The sequence below is a fragment of the Collimonas sp. OK242 genome, from assembly GCF_900107095.1.
Taxonomy (GTDB): Bacteria; Pseudomonadota; Gammaproteobacteria; order Burkholderiales; family Burkholderiaceae_D; genus Collimonas.
In genome coordinates this window covers 214,485-234,195 of the sequence record NZ_FNOR01000005.1, presented here as the reverse complement: position 1 = coordinate 234,195, position 19,711 = coordinate 214,485, and the positions used below count along the sequence as shown (strand labels likewise).

The 19,711-nt window shown below is 56.9% G+C and carries 20 protein-coding genes; 10 read left to right on the top strand and 10 right to left on the bottom strand.

The annotated features are described in order from the left end of the window. Positions 1-22 precede the first annotated feature (22 nt). Entirely contained in the window at positions 23-1,024 is a 1,002-nt protein-coding gene (locus tag BLV81_RS07105) for a J domain-containing protein (protein ID WP_092353811.1), read from the bottom strand. A 235-nt stretch (positions 1,025-1,259) separates the two neighbouring features. Here BLV81_RS07105 and BLV81_RS07095 point away from each other — a divergent pair, with 235 nt between their 5' ends. Continuing rightward, the gene (locus BLV81_RS07095) at positions 1,260-2,855 is read left to right on the top strand and encodes an MDR family MFS transporter (protein ID WP_092353807.1); all 1,596 of its coding nucleotides are present in this window, start codon (positions 1,260-1,262) and stop codon (positions 2,853-2,855) included. Positions 2,856-3,245: 390 nt separating this feature from the next. Here BLV81_RS07095 and BLV81_RS07090 read toward each other — a convergent pair whose 3' ends face one another. Continuing rightward, the gene (locus BLV81_RS07090) at positions 3,246-4,187 is read right to left on the bottom strand and encodes a CysB family HTH-type transcriptional regulator (RefSeq protein WP_092353805.1); all 942 of its coding nucleotides are present in this window, start codon (positions 4,185-4,187) and stop codon (positions 3,246-3,248) included. A gap of 264 nt (positions 4,188-4,451) precedes the next feature. Between BLV81_RS07090 and BLV81_RS07085 the strand changes: the two genes are divergently transcribed. The 7 genes from BLV81_RS07085 to cobA all read left to right on the top strand — a co-directional run bounded on the left by BLV81_RS07085 (position 4,452) and on the right by cobA (position 11,473). Then, a complete protein-coding gene (locus BLV81_RS07085; RefSeq protein WP_092353803.1) occupies positions 4,452-5,225 on the top strand; it encodes a sulfite exporter TauE/SafE family protein in 774 nt (257 codons plus the stop codon). 122 nt (positions 5,226-5,347) lie between these two features. Beyond that, entirely contained in the window at positions 5,348-7,045 is a 1,698-nt protein-coding gene (locus BLV81_RS07080) for a nitrite/sulfite reductase (protein ID WP_092353801.1), read from the top strand. Next, positions 7,020-7,568, top strand: a complete 549-nt coding sequence (locus BLV81_RS07075; RefSeq protein WP_092353799.1) for a DUF934 domain-containing protein — start codon at positions 7,020-7,022, stop codon at positions 7,566-7,568. The genes BLV81_RS07080 and BLV81_RS07075 overlap by 26 nt, the downstream gene beginning before the upstream one ends. After that, positions 7,565-8,317: a phosphoadenylyl-sulfate reductase gene (locus BLV81_RS07070; protein WP_092353797.1), complete on the top strand. Its 753-nt coding sequence runs from the start codon at positions 7,565-7,567 to the stop codon at positions 8,315-8,317. Before BLV81_RS07075 ends, BLV81_RS07070 begins: the two co-directional genes overlap by 4 nt. A gap of 54 nt (positions 8,318-8,371) precedes the next feature. Next, positions 8,372-9,307 (top strand): sulfate adenylyltransferase subunit CysD, encoded by a 936-nt coding sequence (cysD, locus tag BLV81_RS07065; protein WP_092353795.1) that lies wholly within the window; start codon positions 8,372-8,374, stop codon positions 9,305-9,307. Continuing rightward, positions 9,307-10,647: a sulfate adenylyltransferase subunit 1 gene (locus BLV81_RS07060; RefSeq protein WP_255365017.1), complete on the top strand. Its 1,341-nt coding sequence runs from the start codon at positions 9,307-9,309 to the stop codon at positions 10,645-10,647. The genes cysD and BLV81_RS07060 overlap by 1 nt, the downstream gene beginning before the upstream one ends. Positions 10,648-10,687: 40 nt before the next feature. Continuing rightward, entirely contained in the window at positions 10,688-11,473 is a 786-nt protein-coding gene (gene cobA / locus BLV81_RS07055) for a uroporphyrinogen-III C-methyltransferase (RefSeq protein ID WP_092353793.1), read from the top strand. Between the two features lie 21 nt (positions 11,474-11,494). On the opposite strand, the gene BLV81_RS07050 is transcribed toward cobA, so the two are convergent. The 4 genes from BLV81_RS07050 to BLV81_RS23560 all read right to left on the bottom strand — a co-directional run bounded on the left by BLV81_RS07050 (position 11,495) and on the right by BLV81_RS23560 (position 13,593). Next, on the bottom strand, positions 11,495-11,680 hold the full coding sequence (locus BLV81_RS07050) for a hypothetical protein (protein WP_092353792.1): 186 nt from the start codon (positions 11,678-11,680) through the stop codon (positions 11,495-11,497). Positions 11,681-11,864: 184 nt separating this feature from the next. Next, complete coding sequence (locus tag BLV81_RS07045) at positions 11,865-12,074, bottom strand: hypothetical protein (protein WP_143036304.1); 210 nt, start codon at positions 12,072-12,074, stop codon at positions 11,865-11,867. A gap of 261 nt (positions 12,075-12,335) precedes the next feature. Further along, positions 12,336-12,728, bottom strand: coding sequence for a hypothetical protein (locus tag BLV81_RS07040; RefSeq protein ID WP_092353788.1), 393 nt, complete (start codon positions 12,726-12,728; stop codon positions 12,336-12,338). A gap of 505 nt (positions 12,729-13,233) precedes the next feature. Beyond that, entirely contained in the window at positions 13,234-13,593 is a 360-nt protein-coding gene (locus tag BLV81_RS23560; protein WP_143036303.1) for a DUF3563 family protein, read from the bottom strand. On the opposite strand from BLV81_RS23560, the gene BLV81_RS07030 reads away from it, so the two are divergent. Then, the gene (locus BLV81_RS07030) at positions 13,592-14,503 is read left to right on the top strand and encodes a LysR substrate-binding domain-containing protein (protein WP_092353784.1); all 912 of its coding nucleotides are present in this window, start codon (positions 13,592-13,594) and stop codon (positions 14,501-14,503) included. The genes BLV81_RS23560 and BLV81_RS07030 overlap by 2 nt on opposite strands. Here the strand turns inward: BLV81_RS07030 and BLV81_RS07025 are convergent. The 3 genes from BLV81_RS07025 to lptF all read right to left on the bottom strand — a co-directional run bounded on the left by BLV81_RS07025 (position 14,484) and on the right by lptF (position 17,240). Next, on the bottom strand, positions 14,484-14,897 hold the full coding sequence (locus BLV81_RS07025; RefSeq protein ID WP_092353938.1) for a sirohydrochlorin chelatase: 414 nt from the start codon (positions 14,895-14,897) through the stop codon (positions 14,484-14,486). The genes BLV81_RS07030 and BLV81_RS07025 overlap by 20 nt on opposite strands. Before the next feature lie 61 nt (positions 14,898-14,958). Then, the gene (gene lptG, locus BLV81_RS07020; protein ID WP_092353782.1) at positions 14,959-16,092 is read right to left on the bottom strand and encodes an LPS export ABC transporter permease LptG; all 1,134 of its coding nucleotides are present in this window, start codon (positions 16,090-16,092) and stop codon (positions 14,959-14,961) included. Beyond that, the gene (gene lptF, locus BLV81_RS07015; protein WP_092353780.1) at positions 16,089-17,240 is read right to left on the bottom strand and encodes an LPS export ABC transporter permease LptF; all 1,152 of its coding nucleotides are present in this window, start codon (positions 17,238-17,240) and stop codon (positions 16,089-16,091) included. The genes lptG and lptF overlap by 4 nt, the downstream gene beginning before the upstream one ends. Before the next feature lie 37 nt (positions 17,241-17,277). Here lptF and BLV81_RS07010 point away from each other — a divergent pair, with 37 nt between their 5' ends. Further along, positions 17,278-18,801: a leucyl aminopeptidase gene (locus BLV81_RS07010; RefSeq protein ID WP_092353778.1), complete on the top strand. Its 1,524-nt coding sequence runs from the start codon at positions 17,278-17,280 to the stop codon at positions 18,799-18,801. 71 nt (positions 18,802-18,872) lie between these two features. On the opposite strand, the gene xth is transcribed toward BLV81_RS07010, so the two are convergent. Next, the gene (gene xth, locus BLV81_RS07005; protein WP_092353776.1) at positions 18,873-19,640 is read right to left on the bottom strand and encodes an exodeoxyribonuclease III; all 768 of its coding nucleotides are present in this window, start codon (positions 19,638-19,640) and stop codon (positions 18,873-18,875) included. Positions 19,641-19,711: the final 71 nt, after the last annotated feature.

Genomic DNA, 19,711 nt, shown 5'->3' with positions numbered 1-19,711 from the left:
TTGCCTATTGCGAATTGACTGCCTATATATGATAGCTTTTCAGCCAGGCTTTGATATTTTTGACATCTTCAAACGCCAGCAGCTCATTTTTGAGCCCATTGATATTCTGTTGCATGCCCTTGATGCCGCTTTTCAGGTGACGCATCGCCAATGCGGGAGACATGGCCTGTTGCGGCCCGAACTGGAAGCGCCTCCGGAAATCCGCCTCAAGCCCGGCGATCTCGTCCCGCAGTTCGGCCGACTGTTCCGTCAGAACCTTGCTGTAATGCTTGAGGCGCTGTTCCGACAAAGAGTTGATACGGCTCTGGTCTATCTGCTCGATTTCCAGTTGAAGCTCCAGCAAGCCGAGCAGATCTTGCTTGTCATAGGCGATATTCACCCTTTGCATCAGCACCGTCTTGCGCGCGCGCTCCAGAGGATCCTGCTCGCGGTCGGGATGCAAGGCGCTGGCCAGCTTTCGATAGACTTCGCGTACCGACTGGCTGGCATTGTGCGATTCTTCCTGTTGCCTGGCTTCCTTTGCTGCTGCCTTGGCCGATTTTTTGCGCTTGCCGGCGCGCTCACCGCCACCTGCATCCTGCGGATTGCAAGCGGCATCTGCCTGCTGCGTGGCTGCTCCAGCGTCCTGCTGTTCCGCCTCTGTGTCGAAGTCGCCGCCGCCATGCATGCGATAGATCCGCTTTAGATCCTCAGCGTCGCTGTCGCCGATGATAGCCGCGCTGACCGAACAGATGATGTGGCTGATTTTTTCCTGGTCGTGCCTGCTCAAGCCTTTTGCCGACCAGGCGCTGTCCAGCAAACGCACCAGTTGCGCTACCAGCCGGTGGTAGCTGTGCATCAGGGGCTGGTACTGGCTGACATAAAGCTGATGATGCTGCGCGATCATTTCCTGCCATGCCGCCAGCAGCTGGCGCTCGGTTTCAATTTTCTTGAGCAGCGCATTGAATATTTTCTGTCCCGGCGACAAGCTGGCTTGCCCGTACTGCTCGACGATGTTGAGCGCCTTGGTTTCTGACTTTTTCATCGGTTTGAATACTGGATATTGAAGTGTGATTGCCGGATAAAAATTCAGGCGAAAATCCAGATGAAAAAAATGGATGGCGCGGCGTGATTATAAGCGGCCGCTGGCGCGGCGCAGCAGAAAGCAGCCAAGGAGCGTATCATCTTGTCTTTGCAATAATCCCCTGCTATGGGGGTTTCTTGCATCCAGTTCAATGCCCTGTTCCCCAAAACGGCGAATCCGCCGATAAACAACAAATATGGCTATCCATTCCGCCGCCGCGCATTCGAGCGACCAGGTTTTACCTTTCCGTGAATCTTTACTTGCCATGCTCGGCATCGCCTTTGTCGTGATGCTGGTAGCGCTGGATTCGACCGTGGTCGGCACTGCATTGCCGACTATCGTTGCCGAATTAAAAGGTTTTGAATTGTACGCCTGGGTTGCGACTTCCTATTTGCTCACCTCGGTGATCACCGTGCCAATCTTCGGACGGCTGGGCGATTACTATGGCCGCAAACCCTTCGTGCTGGTCTCCATCCTTCTGTTCACCACCGCCTCCATCTTGTGCGGCATGGCCGACAGCATGCTGTGGCTGGTGATTGCCCGCGGCTTGCAAGGCATAGGCGGCGGCATGCTGGTAGGCACCGCATTTGCCTGCATCCCCGACCTGTTCCCCGGCGCTCACGTGCGCCTGCGCTGGCAAGTCATGATGAGTACGGCATTCGGCATCGCCACTGCAGTAGGACCGTCGCTAGGCGGCTTCCTGACGCAATACTGGGGCTGGCGCTGGGTGTTTTATGTGAATCTGCCGGTCGGCGTACTGTCGCTGTTCTTCGTCTATAAATACCTGCCGCATTTGCGCCATACCCATCCTGACGCCAAGATCCGCCTGGACTGGCCCGGCGCCTTGCTGATCACATCCTCGCTGGGATGTCTGCAGTTGTTCGTCGAAATGCTGCCCAAGCACGGCTTGTCCTTAGGCATGCTGGGCCTGCTGGCTGCCAGTATCGTGTCTTTTGTTGCGCTCTGGAAATGGGAACATCACACGCCGCAACCTATCCTGCCGTTTGATCTGCTGTTCGATCGTCAATTATCTATCCTGTTCCTGCTATCGGTGCTGAGCGGTTTTTCCATGTTCTCGCTGATGTTTTACGCGCCTTTGCTGTATCAGGGCGGTTTCGGGCTGTCGCCGCAAGAAGCCGGCCTGCTGATCACGCCGCTGGTGGCCTGCATCATGGTCGGCAGCATTTCCAACGGCCGCATCATCACCAAGATCAGGAATCCGAACGCGATGCTCTACATCGGCTTCACTTTACTGGCGCTGTCTTGTCTCGGCGTCGTCATATCGAACCGCTGGACCTCGCATGGCGTCATCGCCATTTTCATGCTGATAGGCGGGCTTGGCCTCGGCTTTATTTTGCCAAACCTGACCATCTTCATCCAGCAAGAAGCCGGTCGCGAACACCTGGGCATCGCTACCGCCCTGATGCAATCCTTGCGCATGATCGGCAGCATGTTGGGTACAGCGATTATCGGCACGCTGATTAACCATATGTACGCAGGCAGCGTGCGCCGGGCGCTGGCCGCGGATAAGGCCGGCAGCTGGTTCAGCAGTTTCTCCGACCCGCAAATCCTGATCAGCCATGAAACCCAGACCACCGTGCTGGCGCAGCTGGCAAGCGCCGGCCATCAAGGCCAGCTGCTGCTGGAAGCGGCGCGCGAGGCGCTGATCGGAGCGATTCATATGGGAGTCGGACTGGCGGTCGTGGTTACCGTGATTGCATTGTGGCTGGTCGGCAAGGTAGCGCCGATTACTTTGCACGCCAAACCGGAAGCGGCCGTAGTCTCCGAGTAAGCAAGAATAGCTTTAGCCGGCGCGGCCACCGCGCTGGCTTGTCTGAAGCATCTGTAAGTGATTAAGACGAGCCTAACAAACTCTTACATCTCACACTGTCTGGAAGCACCTGTATCACCCTCTCAATGGCATTCTGGCCTCGTGATAATTCAAACAGGAAAGAAGGCCAAAATGAAAAAGCTCATCGGACTCGTGGTGCTTGGCATCACTTTATGTGCTGCCGTCAGCGGTTGTGTGATTGTGCCGGCGCGCGGGTATTATGCTCCGCATCCTTATTACTATCGTTAATGCGTTATTGCATGCTGGCGGGTGTACTCCGTGGCCCGTTAAATAGGGTCAGAGTCAATTTTCGCAGGCTCCATCGCGGAATTTGACTCTGACCCTATTTAACTACAGTTCGTACATATCCTTCTCACCATTCATCACTTGTTCAATCAGCTTGCGATTCATGGTCGGCGCCAGCAATTCGATGAAGGTATATACATAGCTGCGCAGATAGGCGCCCTGCTTGACCGCCGCCCGCGAGATATTGGTGCCAAACAGATGCCCGACCGGAATCGAGCGCAACCCGACATCCCGTTCCGCATCAAATGCCATGCCGGCAATAATCCCCACCCCCATGCCTAACTCGACGTAAGTCTTGATGACATCGGCGTCGATCGCCTCCAGCAGCACATCCGGTTTCAAGTTACGCAGGGAGAACGCATGATCGATCTTGGTCCGGCCGGTAAACGCGCTATCGTAGGTAATCAGCGGAAACGCGGCAATTTCTTCCAGCGTGATCGCCTTCGACTGCAGCAGCGGATGATCCGGCGGCACCACCACCACATGCTCCCACTGGTAGCAAGGCAAGGTCACCAGGCCGTCGGCATTGACAATCGCCTCGGTCGCCAGCGCCAGGTCGGCCTGGTCGTTACGCACCATATCGGCAACCTGCCTGGGATTGCCTTGCAATAAAGACAAGCGCACCTTGGGAAACTTCAAGGTAAATGCCTGCACCACTTTAGGCAGCGCATAACGCGCCTGCGTGTGCGTGGTGGCGATCGTGAAGCTGCCGCTGTCATGGGCGGCGTATTCGTTGCCGATACGCTTGAGGCCGTCGATTTCCTGCATGATCAGTTCGACCGATTTCAATACCGCCCGCCCCGGCTCCGTCAGCCCGCGGATACGCTTGCCATGGCGTGTAAAAATATCAACGCCCAGTTCTTCCTCCAGCTCGATAATCGCCTTGGAGACGCCCGGCTGCGATGTATACAGCGCCTTGGCCGCCTCGGTCAGATTGTAATTCTGGCGTACCGCCTCACGGACAAAACGGAACTGATGGAGATTCATGGATTTTCCTTGGTTTTTCTTGAGATAAGCATCTGTTCAGTACGGCTGAAAATTATCAAAAAGATAAATTCAAACACATTACAAAAAACAATGACATGATGTAGCCCGGCTTCTTCTTTGCTTCCTGCCCCAGCCAGCCCCGGTCAAAGCAAACGTATTTGCCGTATTTACATATATCAAAAACGCATATAAGCAAATAAATAGTCTGTAGTTGGAGATATATGTGAAGTTTATTACGATTCGAGGTGTTTCGTACGAGGTGATATGACTGTTTCTTATGTAGTGAGCGGTTTTGCCGTCGGATTATTGGTGGGATTGACTGGCGTCGGCGGCGGCTCGCTGATGACGCCTTTGCTGACCCTGCTGTTCGGCATCCATCCCAGCGTTGCCGTTGGCACCGACCTCGCGTTTGCGTCGGTGACCAAGGTCGCCGGTACTGTCGCTCACCGTTCGCGCGGCACCGTGCGTTGGGACATCGTCAAATTACTGTCGCTGGGCGCCTTGCCGGCAGCCGTCGCCACCGCCCTGATACTCAAATACCTGGGCGGCATCAGCGCCGAAATCGGCCAGGTCATCCGTTATTCGATCGCCGTTTCGGTATTGCTGACGGTGGTCGCGCTGCTGTTTAAAGGTAAACTCCAGCATTGGTTGAACGCCCATCCGGAAAAACATCTGCACGGCAGGAAGCTGGCCGTAGCGACCGTCGTCGCAGGGCTGATTCTTGGCACACTGGTTACCATATCGTCGATCGGCGCCGGCGCGGTTGGCGCCACCATCCTGGTGCTGCTGTATCCTCGCCTGTCGCCGGCAGAAGTTGCCGGCACCGACATTGCCTACGCCGTGCCGCTGACGGCGATTGCCGCCCTAGGCCATTGGTGGCTGGGATCGATAGACTGGAATTTGCTGGGCGCCTTGCTGCTTGGCTCGGTACCCGGCATCACCGTCGGTTCGCTGGCGGCGCGGGCCGTTCCGGAAAAATTCTTGCGTGCTTTGCTGGCCTTGACCTTGACCAGCGTTGCCGTAAAGTTGATTTATTAAAATTGATTTAATACAGGGCAGTGCAGTAACAGCCCAATACCTGTTTCGAAGCAAGGCGTGGCGAGTTGAGTGATCATACTGCTTGGTGACAACGCTGGCCACAACCCATAAGGAAGACGAAGATGTATCGCTACGATCAATACGATCACCTGATAGTCAAGGAAAGGGTCGCACAATACCGCGACCAGGTACGCCGCCGTTTGTCGGATGAACTGACCGAAGAAGAATTCCTGCCGCTGCGCCTGCAAAACGGCCTGTACATGCAGCGCCACGCTTACATGCTGCGCATCGCCGTGCCTTACGGCATGCTGGCCTCCGCACAGGTGCGCATGTTCGCCCATATCGCCCGCACCTACGATCGCGGCTACGGCCACTTCACGACACGTCAGAATATCCAGTTCAACTGGATCAACCTGGAACAGTCGCCGGACATCCTGGCGGAACTGGCGACGGTAGAAATGCATGCTATCCAGACTTCCGGCAATTGCATCCGCAACACCACTTCGGATGAACTGGCCGGCGTCGCTGCGGACGAGATCATCGATCCGCGCCCTTACGCTGAAATCATCCGTGAATGGAGCACCTTCCATCCCGAATTCGCTTTCTTGCCGCGCAAATTCAAGATCGCCATCAGCGGTTCCGAACAAGACCGCGCCGCGACTGCAGTGCATGACATCGGCCTGCACGTAGTCAAGAACGCGGACGGCGAAGTCGGCTTCCGCTTCCTGGTCGGCGGCGGCATGGGCCGTACCCCTATCATCGGTAGCGTGATCCGCGAATTCCTGCCGTGGCAACACGCGTTGACGTATCTGGAAGCGATCCTGCGCGTCTACAACCAGCACGGCCGCCGCGACAACAAGTACAAGGCGCGTATCAAGATCCTGGTGAAAGCACTTGGCGCGGAAGAATTCGCGCGCCAGGTCGAAGCCGAATGGGCGGATATCAAGGATGGTCCGGCGACACTGACTGTAGAAGAATTGCAGCGGATCGCCCAGTATTTCGTGCCGCCGCCGTATGCAACCCTGCCAGCGAGCGATGCCGGATTCGAGGCGCACAAGGCGGAAAACAAGGCTTTTTCCAACTGGCTGCTGCGCAACGTCAAAGCACACAAAGTAAGCGGCTATGCGGCAGTGATCCTGTCGGTCAAGAAAACCGGCGTGCCGCCGGGCGACATCACCGCCGCCCAGCTCGATTTCGTCGCCGACCTGGCCGACCAGTACAGCTTCGGCGAAGTGCGCATCACGCATGAGCAAAACCTGGTGCTGGCCGACGTCAAGCTAAGCGACTTGTTCACGGTATGGCAGGCAGTCAAGGCGCATGGCCTGGCAACGCCGAATATCGGCCTGCTGACCGACATCATCTGCTGCCCCGGCGGCGATTTCTGCTCGCTGGCGAATGCCAAGTCGATCCCGATTGCGCAAGCCATCGCTGAAAAATTCGACGACCTCGATTTCCAGCATGACATCGGCGAGATCGAACTGAACATCTCAGGCTGCATCAACGCCTGCGGCCATCATCACGTCGGCAATATCGGCATCCTCGGCGTCGACAAAGACGGCTCCGAGTGGTATCAGGTTTCCATCGGCGGTGCGCAAGGCAACCACACCAGCATCGGCAAGATCATCGGGCCGTCGTTCTCGGCGCAGCAGATGCCTATCGTGATCGAACGCCTGCTGAATGTCTATGTGCAGCAACGCAACGAGGAAGAACTGTTCATCGATACCGTGCAGCGCCTGGGTATCGCACCGTTCAAGGAATTTGTCTACGCCAGCCCGATCCCGACGGGTCACACCCATGGAGAGGACGCCTGTGTCTATTAATATCATCAAGAATCGCACGGTCATCGCCGACGACTGGAGCCTGCTGCGCCTGAACGAAGGCGAAAGCGCCGACAGCGTCGGCATCCCTGCCGGCAAAGTGATTGTGCCGTTCAGCGTCTGGCAAGCCCAGCGCGCGCAATTGCAGGATCGTGCGGAAGTAGGCGTATGGCTCGGCAGCGATGCGCAAGCGGACGTAGTGAAAGACGATCTGGCGCATTTCGCCGTGATCGCGGTCGATTTCCCCAAGTTCACCGACGGCCGCGGTTATTCGATCGCTTACAACCTGCGCACCCGCTTGAACTTTAACGGCGAATTGCGCGCCATCGGCGACGTCTTGCGCGATCAGTTGTTTTACATGCAGCGCGTGGGCTTCGATGCCTTTGCCGTGCGCGCCGACAAGGATATCAACGACGCCCTCAAAGGCTTGACCGATTTCTCCGAAAAATACCAGACTTCGTGGGACGAGAAGACCCCGCTGTTCCGCCGCGTGCAACGTCAGGCAGCCATCCAGGATGAATCATGAGCAGCTCGACCTCATCACTGCCTGACCTGATCGCCGCCACCAAGGCAAGCTTGGAAAAAATCGCCGCCGAATATACGCCTGCGGTATTTGCTTCCAGCCTGGCGGCCGAAGACATGGTGCTGACCGATCTGATCCTGCGCGGCCAGCTGCAAGACAGGATTTCCATCTTCACGCTGGAAACCGGGCGCTTGCATGCCGAAACGCTGGGCATGCTGGATCGCATCAAGCAAACCTACGATTACGACGTCAAGCCGTATCGGCCGCAACCTGAAGCAGTCGCCGCCTATGTTGAACAAAACGGCTTGAACGCGTTTTACGACAGCATCGAGATGCGCAAGGAATGCTGCCGCATCCGCAAGATCGAGCCGCTGAACCGCGCCCTCGCCGGCAATAAAGCATGGATCACCGGCCAGCGCCGCGCGCAGTCGCAAACACGTGCTGAACTGCATGTGCAGGAACAGGATGAAGCGCACGGCATGGCTAAATTCAATCCGCTGGCCGACTGGTCGGAAGACGATGTCTGGCAATACATCCGCAGCAACAACGTGCCGTACAACCCGCTGCACGACAAGGGTTATCCGTCCATCGGCTGCGAACCGTGCACCCGCGCCATCCAGCCAGGCGAGGACGTACGCGCCGGCCGCTGGTGGTGGGAAAACCCGGATTCGAAAGAATGCGGCTTGCATGTAGTCGACGGCAAACTGATCCGCATCAAATCGGTCGCTGCAGAACCACCGCGGAACGCCTGAAGCGTCGCATCATTGAAGAATCGTTGAAAAACACAGACCCGGACAAGACTCGATATGAACACAGTTGTTGAAAATTTTTTCCTGGATAAAGCCGCCAACCGTCATCTGGACTGGCTGGAATCGGAAGCGATCCACATCATGCGGGAAGTGGCGGCCGAGTGCAGCAATCCTGCGCTGCTGTTCTCCGGCGGCAAGGATTCCGTGGTGCTGTTGCGGATTGCAGAAAAAGCTTTCCGTCCAGGCAAATTCCCATTCCCGCTGGTGCATATCGACACCGGCCACAACTTCGCAGAAGTCATCACCTTCCGCGACAAGCGCGTGGCTGAACTGGGTGAGCGCCTGATCGTCGGTTCGGTGGAAGATTCGATCAAGCGCGGCACAGTGCGCCTGCGCAATCCGCAAACCGATTCACGCAATGCTGCGCAAGCAGTGACTCTGCTGGAAACGATTGCCGAGCACAAGTTCGATGCCTGCATCGGCGGCGCCCGGCGCGACGAAGAAAAGGCACGCGCCAAGGAACGTATTTTTTCGTTCCGCGACGAATTCGGCCAATGGAACCCGAAAGCACAGCGTCCCGAACTCTGGGACCTGTACAACACCCGCGTTCATCCGGGCGAAAACATGCGGGTATTCCCGATTTCGAACTGGACCGAACTGGATATCTGGCAATACATCGCCCGCGAAAAGCTGGAATTGCCGCCTATCTATTTTGCCCATCAGCGCCAGGTGATCCCGCGCAACGGCTTGCTGGTGCCGCTGACCGACCTGACGCCGGCAAGAGATGGCGAAGTGGTGGAGATGCGCGAAGTCCGCTTCCGTACTGTCGGCGATATTTCCTGCACCTGCCCGGTGGCATCCGATGCGGCGACTGTCGAAGCCATCATCGCTGAAACAGCAGTGACCCAGATCACCGAACGCGGCGCTACCCGGATGGACGATCAGACCTCCGAAGCCTCGATGGAAAAACGCAAAAAAGAAGGATATTTCTGATGAACGCCGTTGTAACGAAAACTGTTGAAGCGACTGTCTCCACCAATGCCACCAACGCGCCGCTGGAACGCGGCCTGCTGCGCTTCATTACCGCCGGTTCGGTGGATGACGGCAAAAGCACGCTGATCGGCCGCCTGCTGTTTGACAGCAAGGGCATTTTTGCCGACCAGCTGGATGCCATCTCGCGCGCCAAACACAAGCGTACAGTGGGCGACACCATCGATCTGTCGCTGCTGACCGACGGCCTGGAAGCCGAACGCGAACAAGGCATCACGATTGACGTGGCCTATCGCTATTTCGCTACGCCTAAGCGTAAATTCATCATCGCCGACACCCCGGGCCACGAGCAGTACACCCGCAACATGGTCACCGGCGCCTCGACCGCGGATGCCGTCATCATCCTGATCGACGTCTCCAAAGTGAAGCTGGGCGACGACGGCAGCGTCGAACTGCTGACCCAGACCAAACGCCATTCGACGATTGCCCACCTGCTGCAAATCGAGCATGTGATCGTCGCCGTCAACAAGATGGATCTGGTGAACTACGATCAAACTGTCTACGACCGCATCGTCGCCGCTTATCAGGAGTTTGCCCGGCAACTCGGTTTGCGCGACGTGCGCCCGATCCCGCTGTCGGCACTGGCCGGCGACAACGTGGTGGTGCCCGGCGATAACATGCCTTGGAACCAGGGACCGACCCTGATCGAGCTGCTGGAATCGCTCAGCGTCTACGACGAATCGCATGACGAGCCGTTCCGCTTCCCGGTGCAGCTGGTGGCGCGCCACAACGGCCACGAAGCGCATGATTTCCGCGGCTACATGGGCCGTATCGAAGCCGGCAAAGTCCACCAGGGCGACAAGCTGGTGGTGCTGCCGGGTGGCCAGAGTGCTACCGTCAAGGACATCCTGGTGCTCGAAGGTTCGCTGCCATCGGCCGTGGTCGGACAGTCGGTTACTTTGCTGCTGGACGAATACCTGGACATCTCGCGCGGCGACATGCTGACTTCCGTCGACCGTGCGCCGGCGTTGCTGAAAACCCTCAGCGCCGATATTTGCTGGCTGTCGGAAGATACGCTCGACCTGCGCCGCAAATACTGGATGAAGCACAGCACCAAACAAGTCGCGGCGCGCATTACCAAGATCGATACGCTGCTCGATATCAATACCCAGGAACGGCGTCCGGCCGAGTCGCTCAAGTTGAACGACATCGCCCGCGTATCGCTCAATCTGCAGCAAGCCATCGCCGCCGATTCCTACGATGCGATCCGCGCCACCGGCGCCTTCATCCTGATTGACGAAGTAACGCACCAGACCGTGGCCGCCGGCATGATTCGGCTATAACCCGGGCTCGACTGACAGCGATAGATAGGACAGGCAAGCCATGCATGCTACTCACTCCTCCAGCAATCGGACCGGCGCCTACGGCAAGGTCTACCTGATCGGCGCCGGCCCGGGCGCGGCCGACCTGATTACCGTGCGTGGCGCCAAATTGCTGGCGCAGGCCGATGTAGTCTTGCATGACGCCCTGGTCACTGAAGAGATGCTCGCATTGTGCCCGCAGGCCTTGAAAATCGCTGTCGGGAAGCGTTGCGGAAAGCTTTCCACCGCACAGCAGTTCATCAACAAGCAACTGGTCGACAATGCCCGTAAATACGCAGTGGTAGTGCGTCTGAAGGGCGGCGATCCGATGCTGTTCGGCCGCGCCGACGAAGAATTACGGGCGCTGGAAAAGCATGGCATCGCGGTGGAAGTAGTGCCAGGCATCAGCGCTGCACTGGCAGCGGCCGCGACTTCCCAGCAGCCTTTGACCAAGCGCGGGGTGGCGCGTAGCGTCGCCTTCTTTACCTCGAGCACCGCTCCCGGCGAATCGGATCAGGTGAATATCCCCTCTTGCGACACGCTGGTGCAATACATGGGCGGGCGCGAAGCAGCGGCCACTGCGCAACGATTGCTGGCACAAGGCCGGGCTGCTTCAACGCCGGTGGTGGTGGTAGAAAACTGCAGCCGCGACAACCAGCGCATCCTGCGCTTGCGTCTTGATGAGCTTGAGTCAGGCTTGCAGCAATGCGAAGGCCCGGTGCTGGTGATGATAGGCGAGGCACTGGCCAGTCGTGCGCAACAGCCGATTGAAATCGACCAACAGCAGGACAGTCGAAACACGGCCTGACCCCGGTCGACGATCAGTGCCCTAGGGGCTTGACTTGGCGTGCGCCGGCGACGCCAGCGCTTTCTGCAGGACCTGGCCGGACTCATCCGGACGGTCTTCGGGCGACAGGACATTGATCCAGCTGACCAAGCCGACAGCAACCACGGTCAGTACAAAAAATACGGCAACTCTCTTATTCAAAAATTCCAATTTCCATTTCAATTTCATTATTTACTCCTTGCCTGCGACATTGCTTGTAGCGCGCATCCGCTGAAAATCGCTGATGCCATAACACCGTCAACTATCGCATTCATATCTCATTCAAATAACAGGCTCCCCGCCGCCATTGCAAACGGCGGCAAGGAAACCTCTACACCATGATTAGCGGATCGCGTTCAGCGTCCCGCAGCCGCTACCTGCTACGTATAGCCAGGACACCGTACACACCGACCTGGCGATTGCCCCGAGCGGTTTCACGCTGAACATTGTTTGATTTTGCATTGCCGGAAAGCGCCGATGCCTGGCTTGGCGTCCAGCCAAAAGTCCAGTTACCGGTGTTGCCGGTGTTACCAGCCTTGCGATTTCCCGGCGCAATACCGAGTAGTTTTTTGACGATCATCATTTCACCTTTTTCATGCGGTGTTTCCTTTGCGGGAAACAGTGTCAACATGTAAAGCGGTGGCGCCGGCGACTGCGACGAAGACATTCCGCCAGTCGATTGCAAGCTGTCCAGCCTGGCCAATCGACACCGGAAAAGTGAGGATAGCTAGACAGGGTCAAGCGAATGCAGGCACACAACTGCTTTACTATTTTTTACTGCTGATTTCTTGGTCCGACATATCGATATCGGACAACTGGAACAGTCCATTTCACTTACTCCTGGTTATGCCGGCAGCGCCGTCGCGTGCGCAGTGCAAGATGCAGATTTGGCCTGGGCAGAGCGCGTGGAACGCTGGGGAATGCTTTCCCAACGCACGCTACGGACGCTGATTTCCCGTGCCACACGTGTTACCAATTGCACCAGGCCGCCACGTTCGCGAACCGAACACATCACCTCAACCGTGATGCTGGTCAAATGCGCCTGTACTGCAGGTGCGCTGCCTTGATAAGTCACGTCATAGGCAGACAACAGCTGACGCATCAGCTCTTCGAGTTTGGCCACTTCCGAACTACGGCAGGTGGTCACGATACGATATGGCAAAGCGGTCTCGTGACTGGCATTGGATGCGGCGAAACGATGCTTGCTAAAAAAGGCGCGCAGTTTATTGAATGGCATGGCGATTTCCTCCCCACTTCCAATTTCCGTTAACCGGGATTGCCAGACGGTTTTCTACAGCAGATCACCGGCCCATGCGGGTGCCCGAGGCAAACACACAGCCGGAATGACATGCCGTACGAATCCGCCGAATGGCAGTACGAAAACGGTCTTACAAAAAACGGATGGGAGTATCGCTGCGGCATTTATCTGCTTCGATATTTGCCGCGATGATTTTGTCGCGATGATGTTGCCGCGACGATCTTACCGAGATACTACAGCTCGCATATAAGCACAAGCCGTAGCGGAGGGAGGTCTGCTAAAGATTATGCGCTATGTGCAGGGCTGAGGACCCATCCACGTGTACTACTAGAACAACTGTCCAAGATATGGACCTCCATGTGATGCAACGTTAAGGATTATATTTCCAACTAGCTATTCCGTCAAGTAAAAACACTTTACTTTGAAGTCAAAACATGCATCGCCGACCTGCATAACGATGGCCGCCGGCGCCAATCAAACGGCCTCAGTAAGAACCGATCTTCATTACACGCAATGTGTGCAATATCGACCCGTGCCGGCAATCCAGCAGCCGCAAACGCCGCTCCAGATCCTGATGGTCCAGCGCTGCGGCAAGATAAGCCTGCTCCGCATCGGGCGCCTCGGTTCGGCTGCTTGCTGCCACCCGTTGCCGCCAGGCAGAGCGTAGAAATGCACGCACATCGATATTAGAAAATTTGTTGGAAAATGCCATGCCAAACCCCAATTCATGAATAGATAAATTAGCTTTACCGGCTGCCGTCTGTTTGCCATGACTGTAGAATAGACGGAGCCAGTCTTTTCCTGAAGCGACATTATCTATTTGAAATATAAGTTTTTTTAACATGAAAACACGTTTGCCACCCCTCAAGCCTTTGCGCGTATTCGAAGCCGTGGTACGCACCGGCAGCCTGACGCTGGCCGCGGCGGAGCTGCACCTGACGCACAGCGCGGTAAGCCAGCAGATCAAATTGCTGGAACAGCATTTCGACCAGACCTTGTTTGTCAGAGGGCAGCGCGGGGTCGAGCCGACTGCGGCGGCGCGGGTGTTTTTTGCCGACGTCAAAGCCGGCCTCGATCGCATCTCCCTGGCGGCCGAACAGCTGCTCAATACCGGCAAGGTGCGCATCATCCGTGTCAGTTGCACACCGTCGATGGCGATGCGCTGGCTGATTCCGCGCCTGTCGTCGTTTCAGATAGAAAATCCGCGGGTCGAGATTCGCGTCACGACGTCGACGGTCGCGGTGGACGCTCTCAAGGAGCCGTTCGATGTGCTGATACGACGCAGTCCGATGCATCGCGCCGAGTATGAATGCATACGATTCCTGGACGACGTGCTGACGCCGGTGGCGTCGCCGCGTTACCTGCAGCAACATCCGTGCAAGACCCCGGCCGATTTGCTGCAAGCTTCCCTGCTGCATTTATCGACCCGATCGGAAAGCTGGACGCGCTGGTTTAGTGAAGTCGGCGTGCCGGTCAAAGGCCGCCTATCCGGCCAGATCTATGAGCATTTCTTCTTGAGTTTACAAGCTGCGCTCACCGATCTCGGGGTGGCATTGGGATCGCTGGCCATGATCGAGGAAGACCTCGCGCATGGCAGCTTGTTGCCGCTGTTTCCAGACTTGCTGCTGCGAGACAAAGGATTTCATTTGCTGTACCGGCCGAGTCTCCAGGATCCGGTACTCACGAACTTTATCGCGTGGCTGCAATTGAAAGGGAAGCAGACATCCGCCAGCATTATCGCGGCGGCAAAGTAGAAATACAGTATTGAGCGATGGCATTCTGCACATCCGGCTGTTCGCCGACCGCCTGCGCCACCGTGATCGCCAGTTGCGGATATTGCTGCTGAGCCTGCATGATCAATGCCGGCAGATCGCGCCGCACATGCCCGCCCTGCCCCAGGAACACCGGCACCACGCTAACTACGCCGACACCGGCGGCAACCAGCTGCTGCAACAGTTGCGGCAAATCCGGCTGCATCAGTTCAAGAAAAGCCAGCCTGACCAGCAATTGCGGACGCTGCTGCTGGATCAGCTGCTGCAGGGACACGAACGGCGCCGCCCAGCTCGGATCGCGGGCGCCGTGAGCGAACAGGATAAGTGCCTGGTGCGGAGCCTGCTGCCGCACAAGCGGGGATTCTGACTGAGACATGAACAGCCCGATCTTCAAACAAAACGTAATGTAGCGTAGCGCCACCTATAGCGCGGTCTGGCTACTGTCGTTCAATCTTCCACAAAGCGCCAATGGCAATCAACAGGAAGATGGTACTCGGCAAGGCTGCCGTGAAAAAAGGCGGCCAGGTATTGAGTAAGCCAAGATGAGAAAACAGCGTGTTGACCAATTGGAAGCTGACACCGATCATGATACCGGTAAATATCTTCAGGCTCACGCCGCCGGTACGGAAATGCAGATAGGCAAACGGCAAGGCCAGCGCCATCATCACAAGCACCGACAGGGGATACACCAGTTTTTTCCAGAACGCGATGTCGTAGCGCTCGGTGTGCTGGCTGTTTTCCGCCAGATGCCGGGAATAAGCCCATAAATTGTATGCCGACATATGATCGGGGTCGGCAAACAGTACCGACAGGATCTCCGGCGTAATTTCCGAAACCAGGCTTTTGGTCGGGAATTTCTTGATGGCGATCGAACCGGTAATATCTTCTGTCGAAGTACCGTTGACGAAATCGGTTTGCACCACGTCATCCATGCGCCAGCTATGCTGGCCCAGATAATCGGCCCTGGCGGCCTGAATCTGCGCGGTCATGTGCAGGTTGCGGTCAAACTCGTATAGTTTGACGCCGACCAGCTGACCGTCCGGGCGGATCTCGCCGATATTGATAAACCGCGAGCCGACGATATCGCCGCTGGCGCCATCGGCCCGTATCACATCCTTGCTCCACAAACCGGTCTTGAATTTCTGTGAAATCGAAGATCCCTTGGCTTGCAATTTCACCTTCTCGGCAAACTCCGCGCTTTTAGGTGAAACAAACTCGCCGATCAATACCGTCGCCACCACAAACAGCAGGCCGATCTTGAGCAAGATCTTGGCGGTCATCATGGTCGACATGCTGGAGACGCGCATGATCGTAAACTCGGACCGCGCAGCGAATTGCGACAAGGTGTAGATCGTGCCGATCAGAGCCGCGATCGGCATCAGTTCGTAGGCGTAGCTCGGCATGCCCAGCAAGACGAACAAGAAAGCATGCTGCAATTTATAGCCGCCGCGGCCGACCGACGGCAATTCATTCATCAAGTCAAAGAATGCGAACAGCGCCAGAAACGCTGCCAGCGTGAACAAGACGGAACGCACAATCTCGGAAGTAAAGTAACGCTGCAGGACTTTCATGTTGCCGCCGTTTTTTTGTTCGATTTTTTGTTTTTAATCAGGCGCGCATGCTTGACCGCAGACCACATCACCAGAGGATGGCAGCGGCTATTGACGTTCAGGCGCCACAGGAACAGCAAGCAGATGATGATCAGCGCCACCAGATGCATAGGCCACCAGGCAATCCCGAAAGACATACGGTTTTGCACAACTGAAGCCTGGAAAATATTGGTCACGTTGCTGTAGGTAATGAACAGCAGCAGCGCAATCAGCAAACTGGCCGAACGCCCCACCCGCGGATTCACAAAGCTGAGCGGTATCGCCAGCAACATCAGGCACAAGGCCATGAACGGCAGCGACAAGCGCCACAGCAACTCGCCCATATTGAAGCCGTTGCGGTCTTTCAATAAATCCGAAGTCGGTAATGCGCGCGCCGATTTGTCGCCGTTCACCGCTAGCGAATTACTGGCCACCAGCACGCCGTAACGCTCGAATTCCATGACCCGGAACTCGTTCTGGCTGGAGAGGACGTCATAGCGCCGTCCTTTTGACAAAATCAGGAATTTATCGCCATTTTTATCTAGCTCGATATTGCCTTCCTGCGCCACCACGATGCTGTTCTTGCCATCCTGCTGGGTATTGACGAAGACATTTTTCACCTTGCTGCTGTCGCCGGAAAATCCTTCCACGAAGAAGACCCGGTTCGCGGCCGCCGACTCTTGAAATTTGCCGGGCGAAACCCGGGAGATGTCTTCACGCTTCTCGAAACGTTCGCGGTATTGCGCGCTCTGGCTGTTGGCCCACGGCGTCGCCACAAAACTCAGGATGGCGGTCAGCACAATGATGGGCAGGCCGAATGCCAGCACCGGCCGGATCCAGCGCACCAGGCTCAGGCCGGAAGCAAACCAGACCACCATTTCCGAGTCCTGGTAGCTGCGCGTAACCACCAGCAGCACCGAGATATAGCCGGTCAGGATCAGCAGGATCGGCATGTAGTTCAAGGATTGGAAACCGATCAGCGCGACCACATCCTGCGACGCAATCTGTCCTCCGGCTGCTTGTCCCAGAATCTTGATCAGCATCACCGTGATGATAATTGTGAAGAGCGTAGTAAAAACTGCACCGGCGGTGCTAATTAATTCGCGTCGGAGTGCGCGCTGAAAGATCATTGGGGAATATAATTGCGGATCAAAAAAGGAGTAAGTGATGGACTTTAGCATAAAAACCAATGACGCAAAAACCTCAATTGCCTCTCTGAAAGCTGGCTGTATCGCAGTCGGGATCTATGAAAACAAGAAACTTTCGCCACAAGCGCATGCTCTTGACAAATCTGGTGAAATCACTGCTGCACTGAAGTCCGGGGATATTTCCGGTAAACCAGGCTCCACCCTGTTGCTGCGCAAAGTCGCAGGCGTCGCCGCTGAGCGCGTCCTGTTGATCGGTCTCGGTACGGACGGCGAGCTGAGCGACAAGGTCATGTCGATGGCAGCCTTGTGCGTAGCACGTGCTCTGTCGACTCTGGGCGGCAACGATGCCTTGCTGGCATTGCCGTTCGACGCCCTGGCGAAGCAAACCCCGGAACGCGACCTGGCGTGGGCCATCCGTAACAGCATCCTGGTGCTGCGCGAGAACAGCTACCGCTCGGACACCCTGAAAAGTAAGAAAGAGACAACACTATCCGGCGTCAAGAAGGTCGCCTTCCTGGTCGCTACCACCCAAGCCGCGGTCGCCAAGGAAGCTGTGGCGCAAGGCCTGGCGCTGGCCAACGGCATCGACCTGACCAAGGAACTGGGCAACCTGCCCGGCAACGTCTGCACCCCGACCTATCTGGCCAACACCGCCAAGAAGCTGGCCAAGGAATTCAAGCTGACGGTCGAAGTACTCGACCGCAAGCAGCTGGAAGCCTTGAAGATGGGCAGTTTCCTGTCGGTCGCGCGCGGCGGCGGCGAAGCGCCGAAATTCATCATCATCAAGCATCTGGGCGGCAAAGCCAAGGATGCGCCGACGGTCCTGGTCGGCAAGGGCATCACCTTTGACACCGGCGGCATCTCGCTCAAGGGCGGCTCCGGCATGGATGAGATGAAATACGATATGTGCGGCGCCGGTTCGGTGCTGGGCACAATCCGCGCCATCGCCGAGCTGAAGCTGAAGCTGAACGTGATCGGCGTCATCCCTGCCACCGAGAACATGCCATCCGGCAGCGCCACCAAACCCGGCGACATCGTCACTTCCATGTCGGGCCAGACCATCGAAGTCTTGAACACCGATGCCGAAGGCCGCCTGGTGCTGTGTGATGCGCTGACCTACGTGGAGCGCTTCAAGCCGGCTGTCGTGGTCGATATCGCGACACTGACCGGTGCTTGCGTGACTTCGCTCGGCCACCATAACTCCGGACTGTTCACCCGTCACGACAGCGCGCATGATGCGCTGGCGAACGAATTGCTCAGCGCCGGCAAGGCAACAGGCGATACCGCATGGCGCATGCCTATCGAAGATAGCTACCAAGAGCAGCTGAAGTCGAATTTTGCCGACATGGCAAATATCGGCGGCCCTGCCGGCGGCAGCATTACCGCAGCCTGTTTCCTGGAGCGTTACACCAAGAAATACACCTGGGCCCATCTGGACATCGCCGGTACGGCATGGAAGAGCGGCGCAGCCAAGGGTGCAACCGGACGGCCGGTGGCTTTGCTGACTACTTTCCTGATGAACCGCGCTGCTGCAGCCAAGTAATCAGCAGGTAGCAAAAAAAAAGGGCTGTTGGCGTTTATGCGCCAACAGCCCTTTTTCATGCGGGGCGGCGTTTACTCTAGCGTCGCTATTACCGGCGCATGATCCGACGGCTGCTCCCATTTGCGCGGCACTTTGTCGATCACGCAAGCGCTGCACTGAGCGGCCAATGGCGACGACAGCAGGATATGATCGATCCGCATGCCGCGGTTCAGACGGAATCCCATCTGCCGGTAATCCCACCAGCTGAACAATTTCTCCGGCTGTTCAAACATGCGGAATGCATCGGTCAGCCCGAGTCCCTGCAAGCGGACAAATGCGGCGCGCTCAGGCGGCGACACCAGGTTCTGCCCGACCCATGCAGCGGGATCATGGACATCGCGGTCTTCCGGCGCGATATTGTAGTCGCCCATCAAGGCCAGCTTCGGATGTTGCCTGCACTCGTCCTGCAGCCAGTCATGCAAGGCGTCCAGCCACTTCAGCTTGTATTGATACTTCTCCGTATCGGGCGCCTGGCCGTTGGGAATATAGGCGCAGACAATCCGCATGCCGTCGATGGTTGCGGCGATAATCCGTTGCTGCAGGTCGTCATAGAGCGGGTTGTTCTTGACGACGTCGGTGATCGGATGGCGTGACAGGATGGCCACCCCGTTATAGGTCTTCTGGCCGCTGAACGCCACGTGGTAACCGGCCGCCTCGATTTCCGCCGCGGGGAATTTGTCGTCGGTCAGCTTGGTTTCCTGCAAGGCCAATACGTCCACCGGATTATCGGCCAGCCATTGCAGCACTTGCGGCAGGCGCACCTTGAGGGAGTTGACGTTCCATGTCGCAATCTTTTGCATTATTCTAAATCCTTATTTTATGCAGGTCAGAGAGGGAAAGTAGTGCATATTCCGCATCTAGCTACCCATTT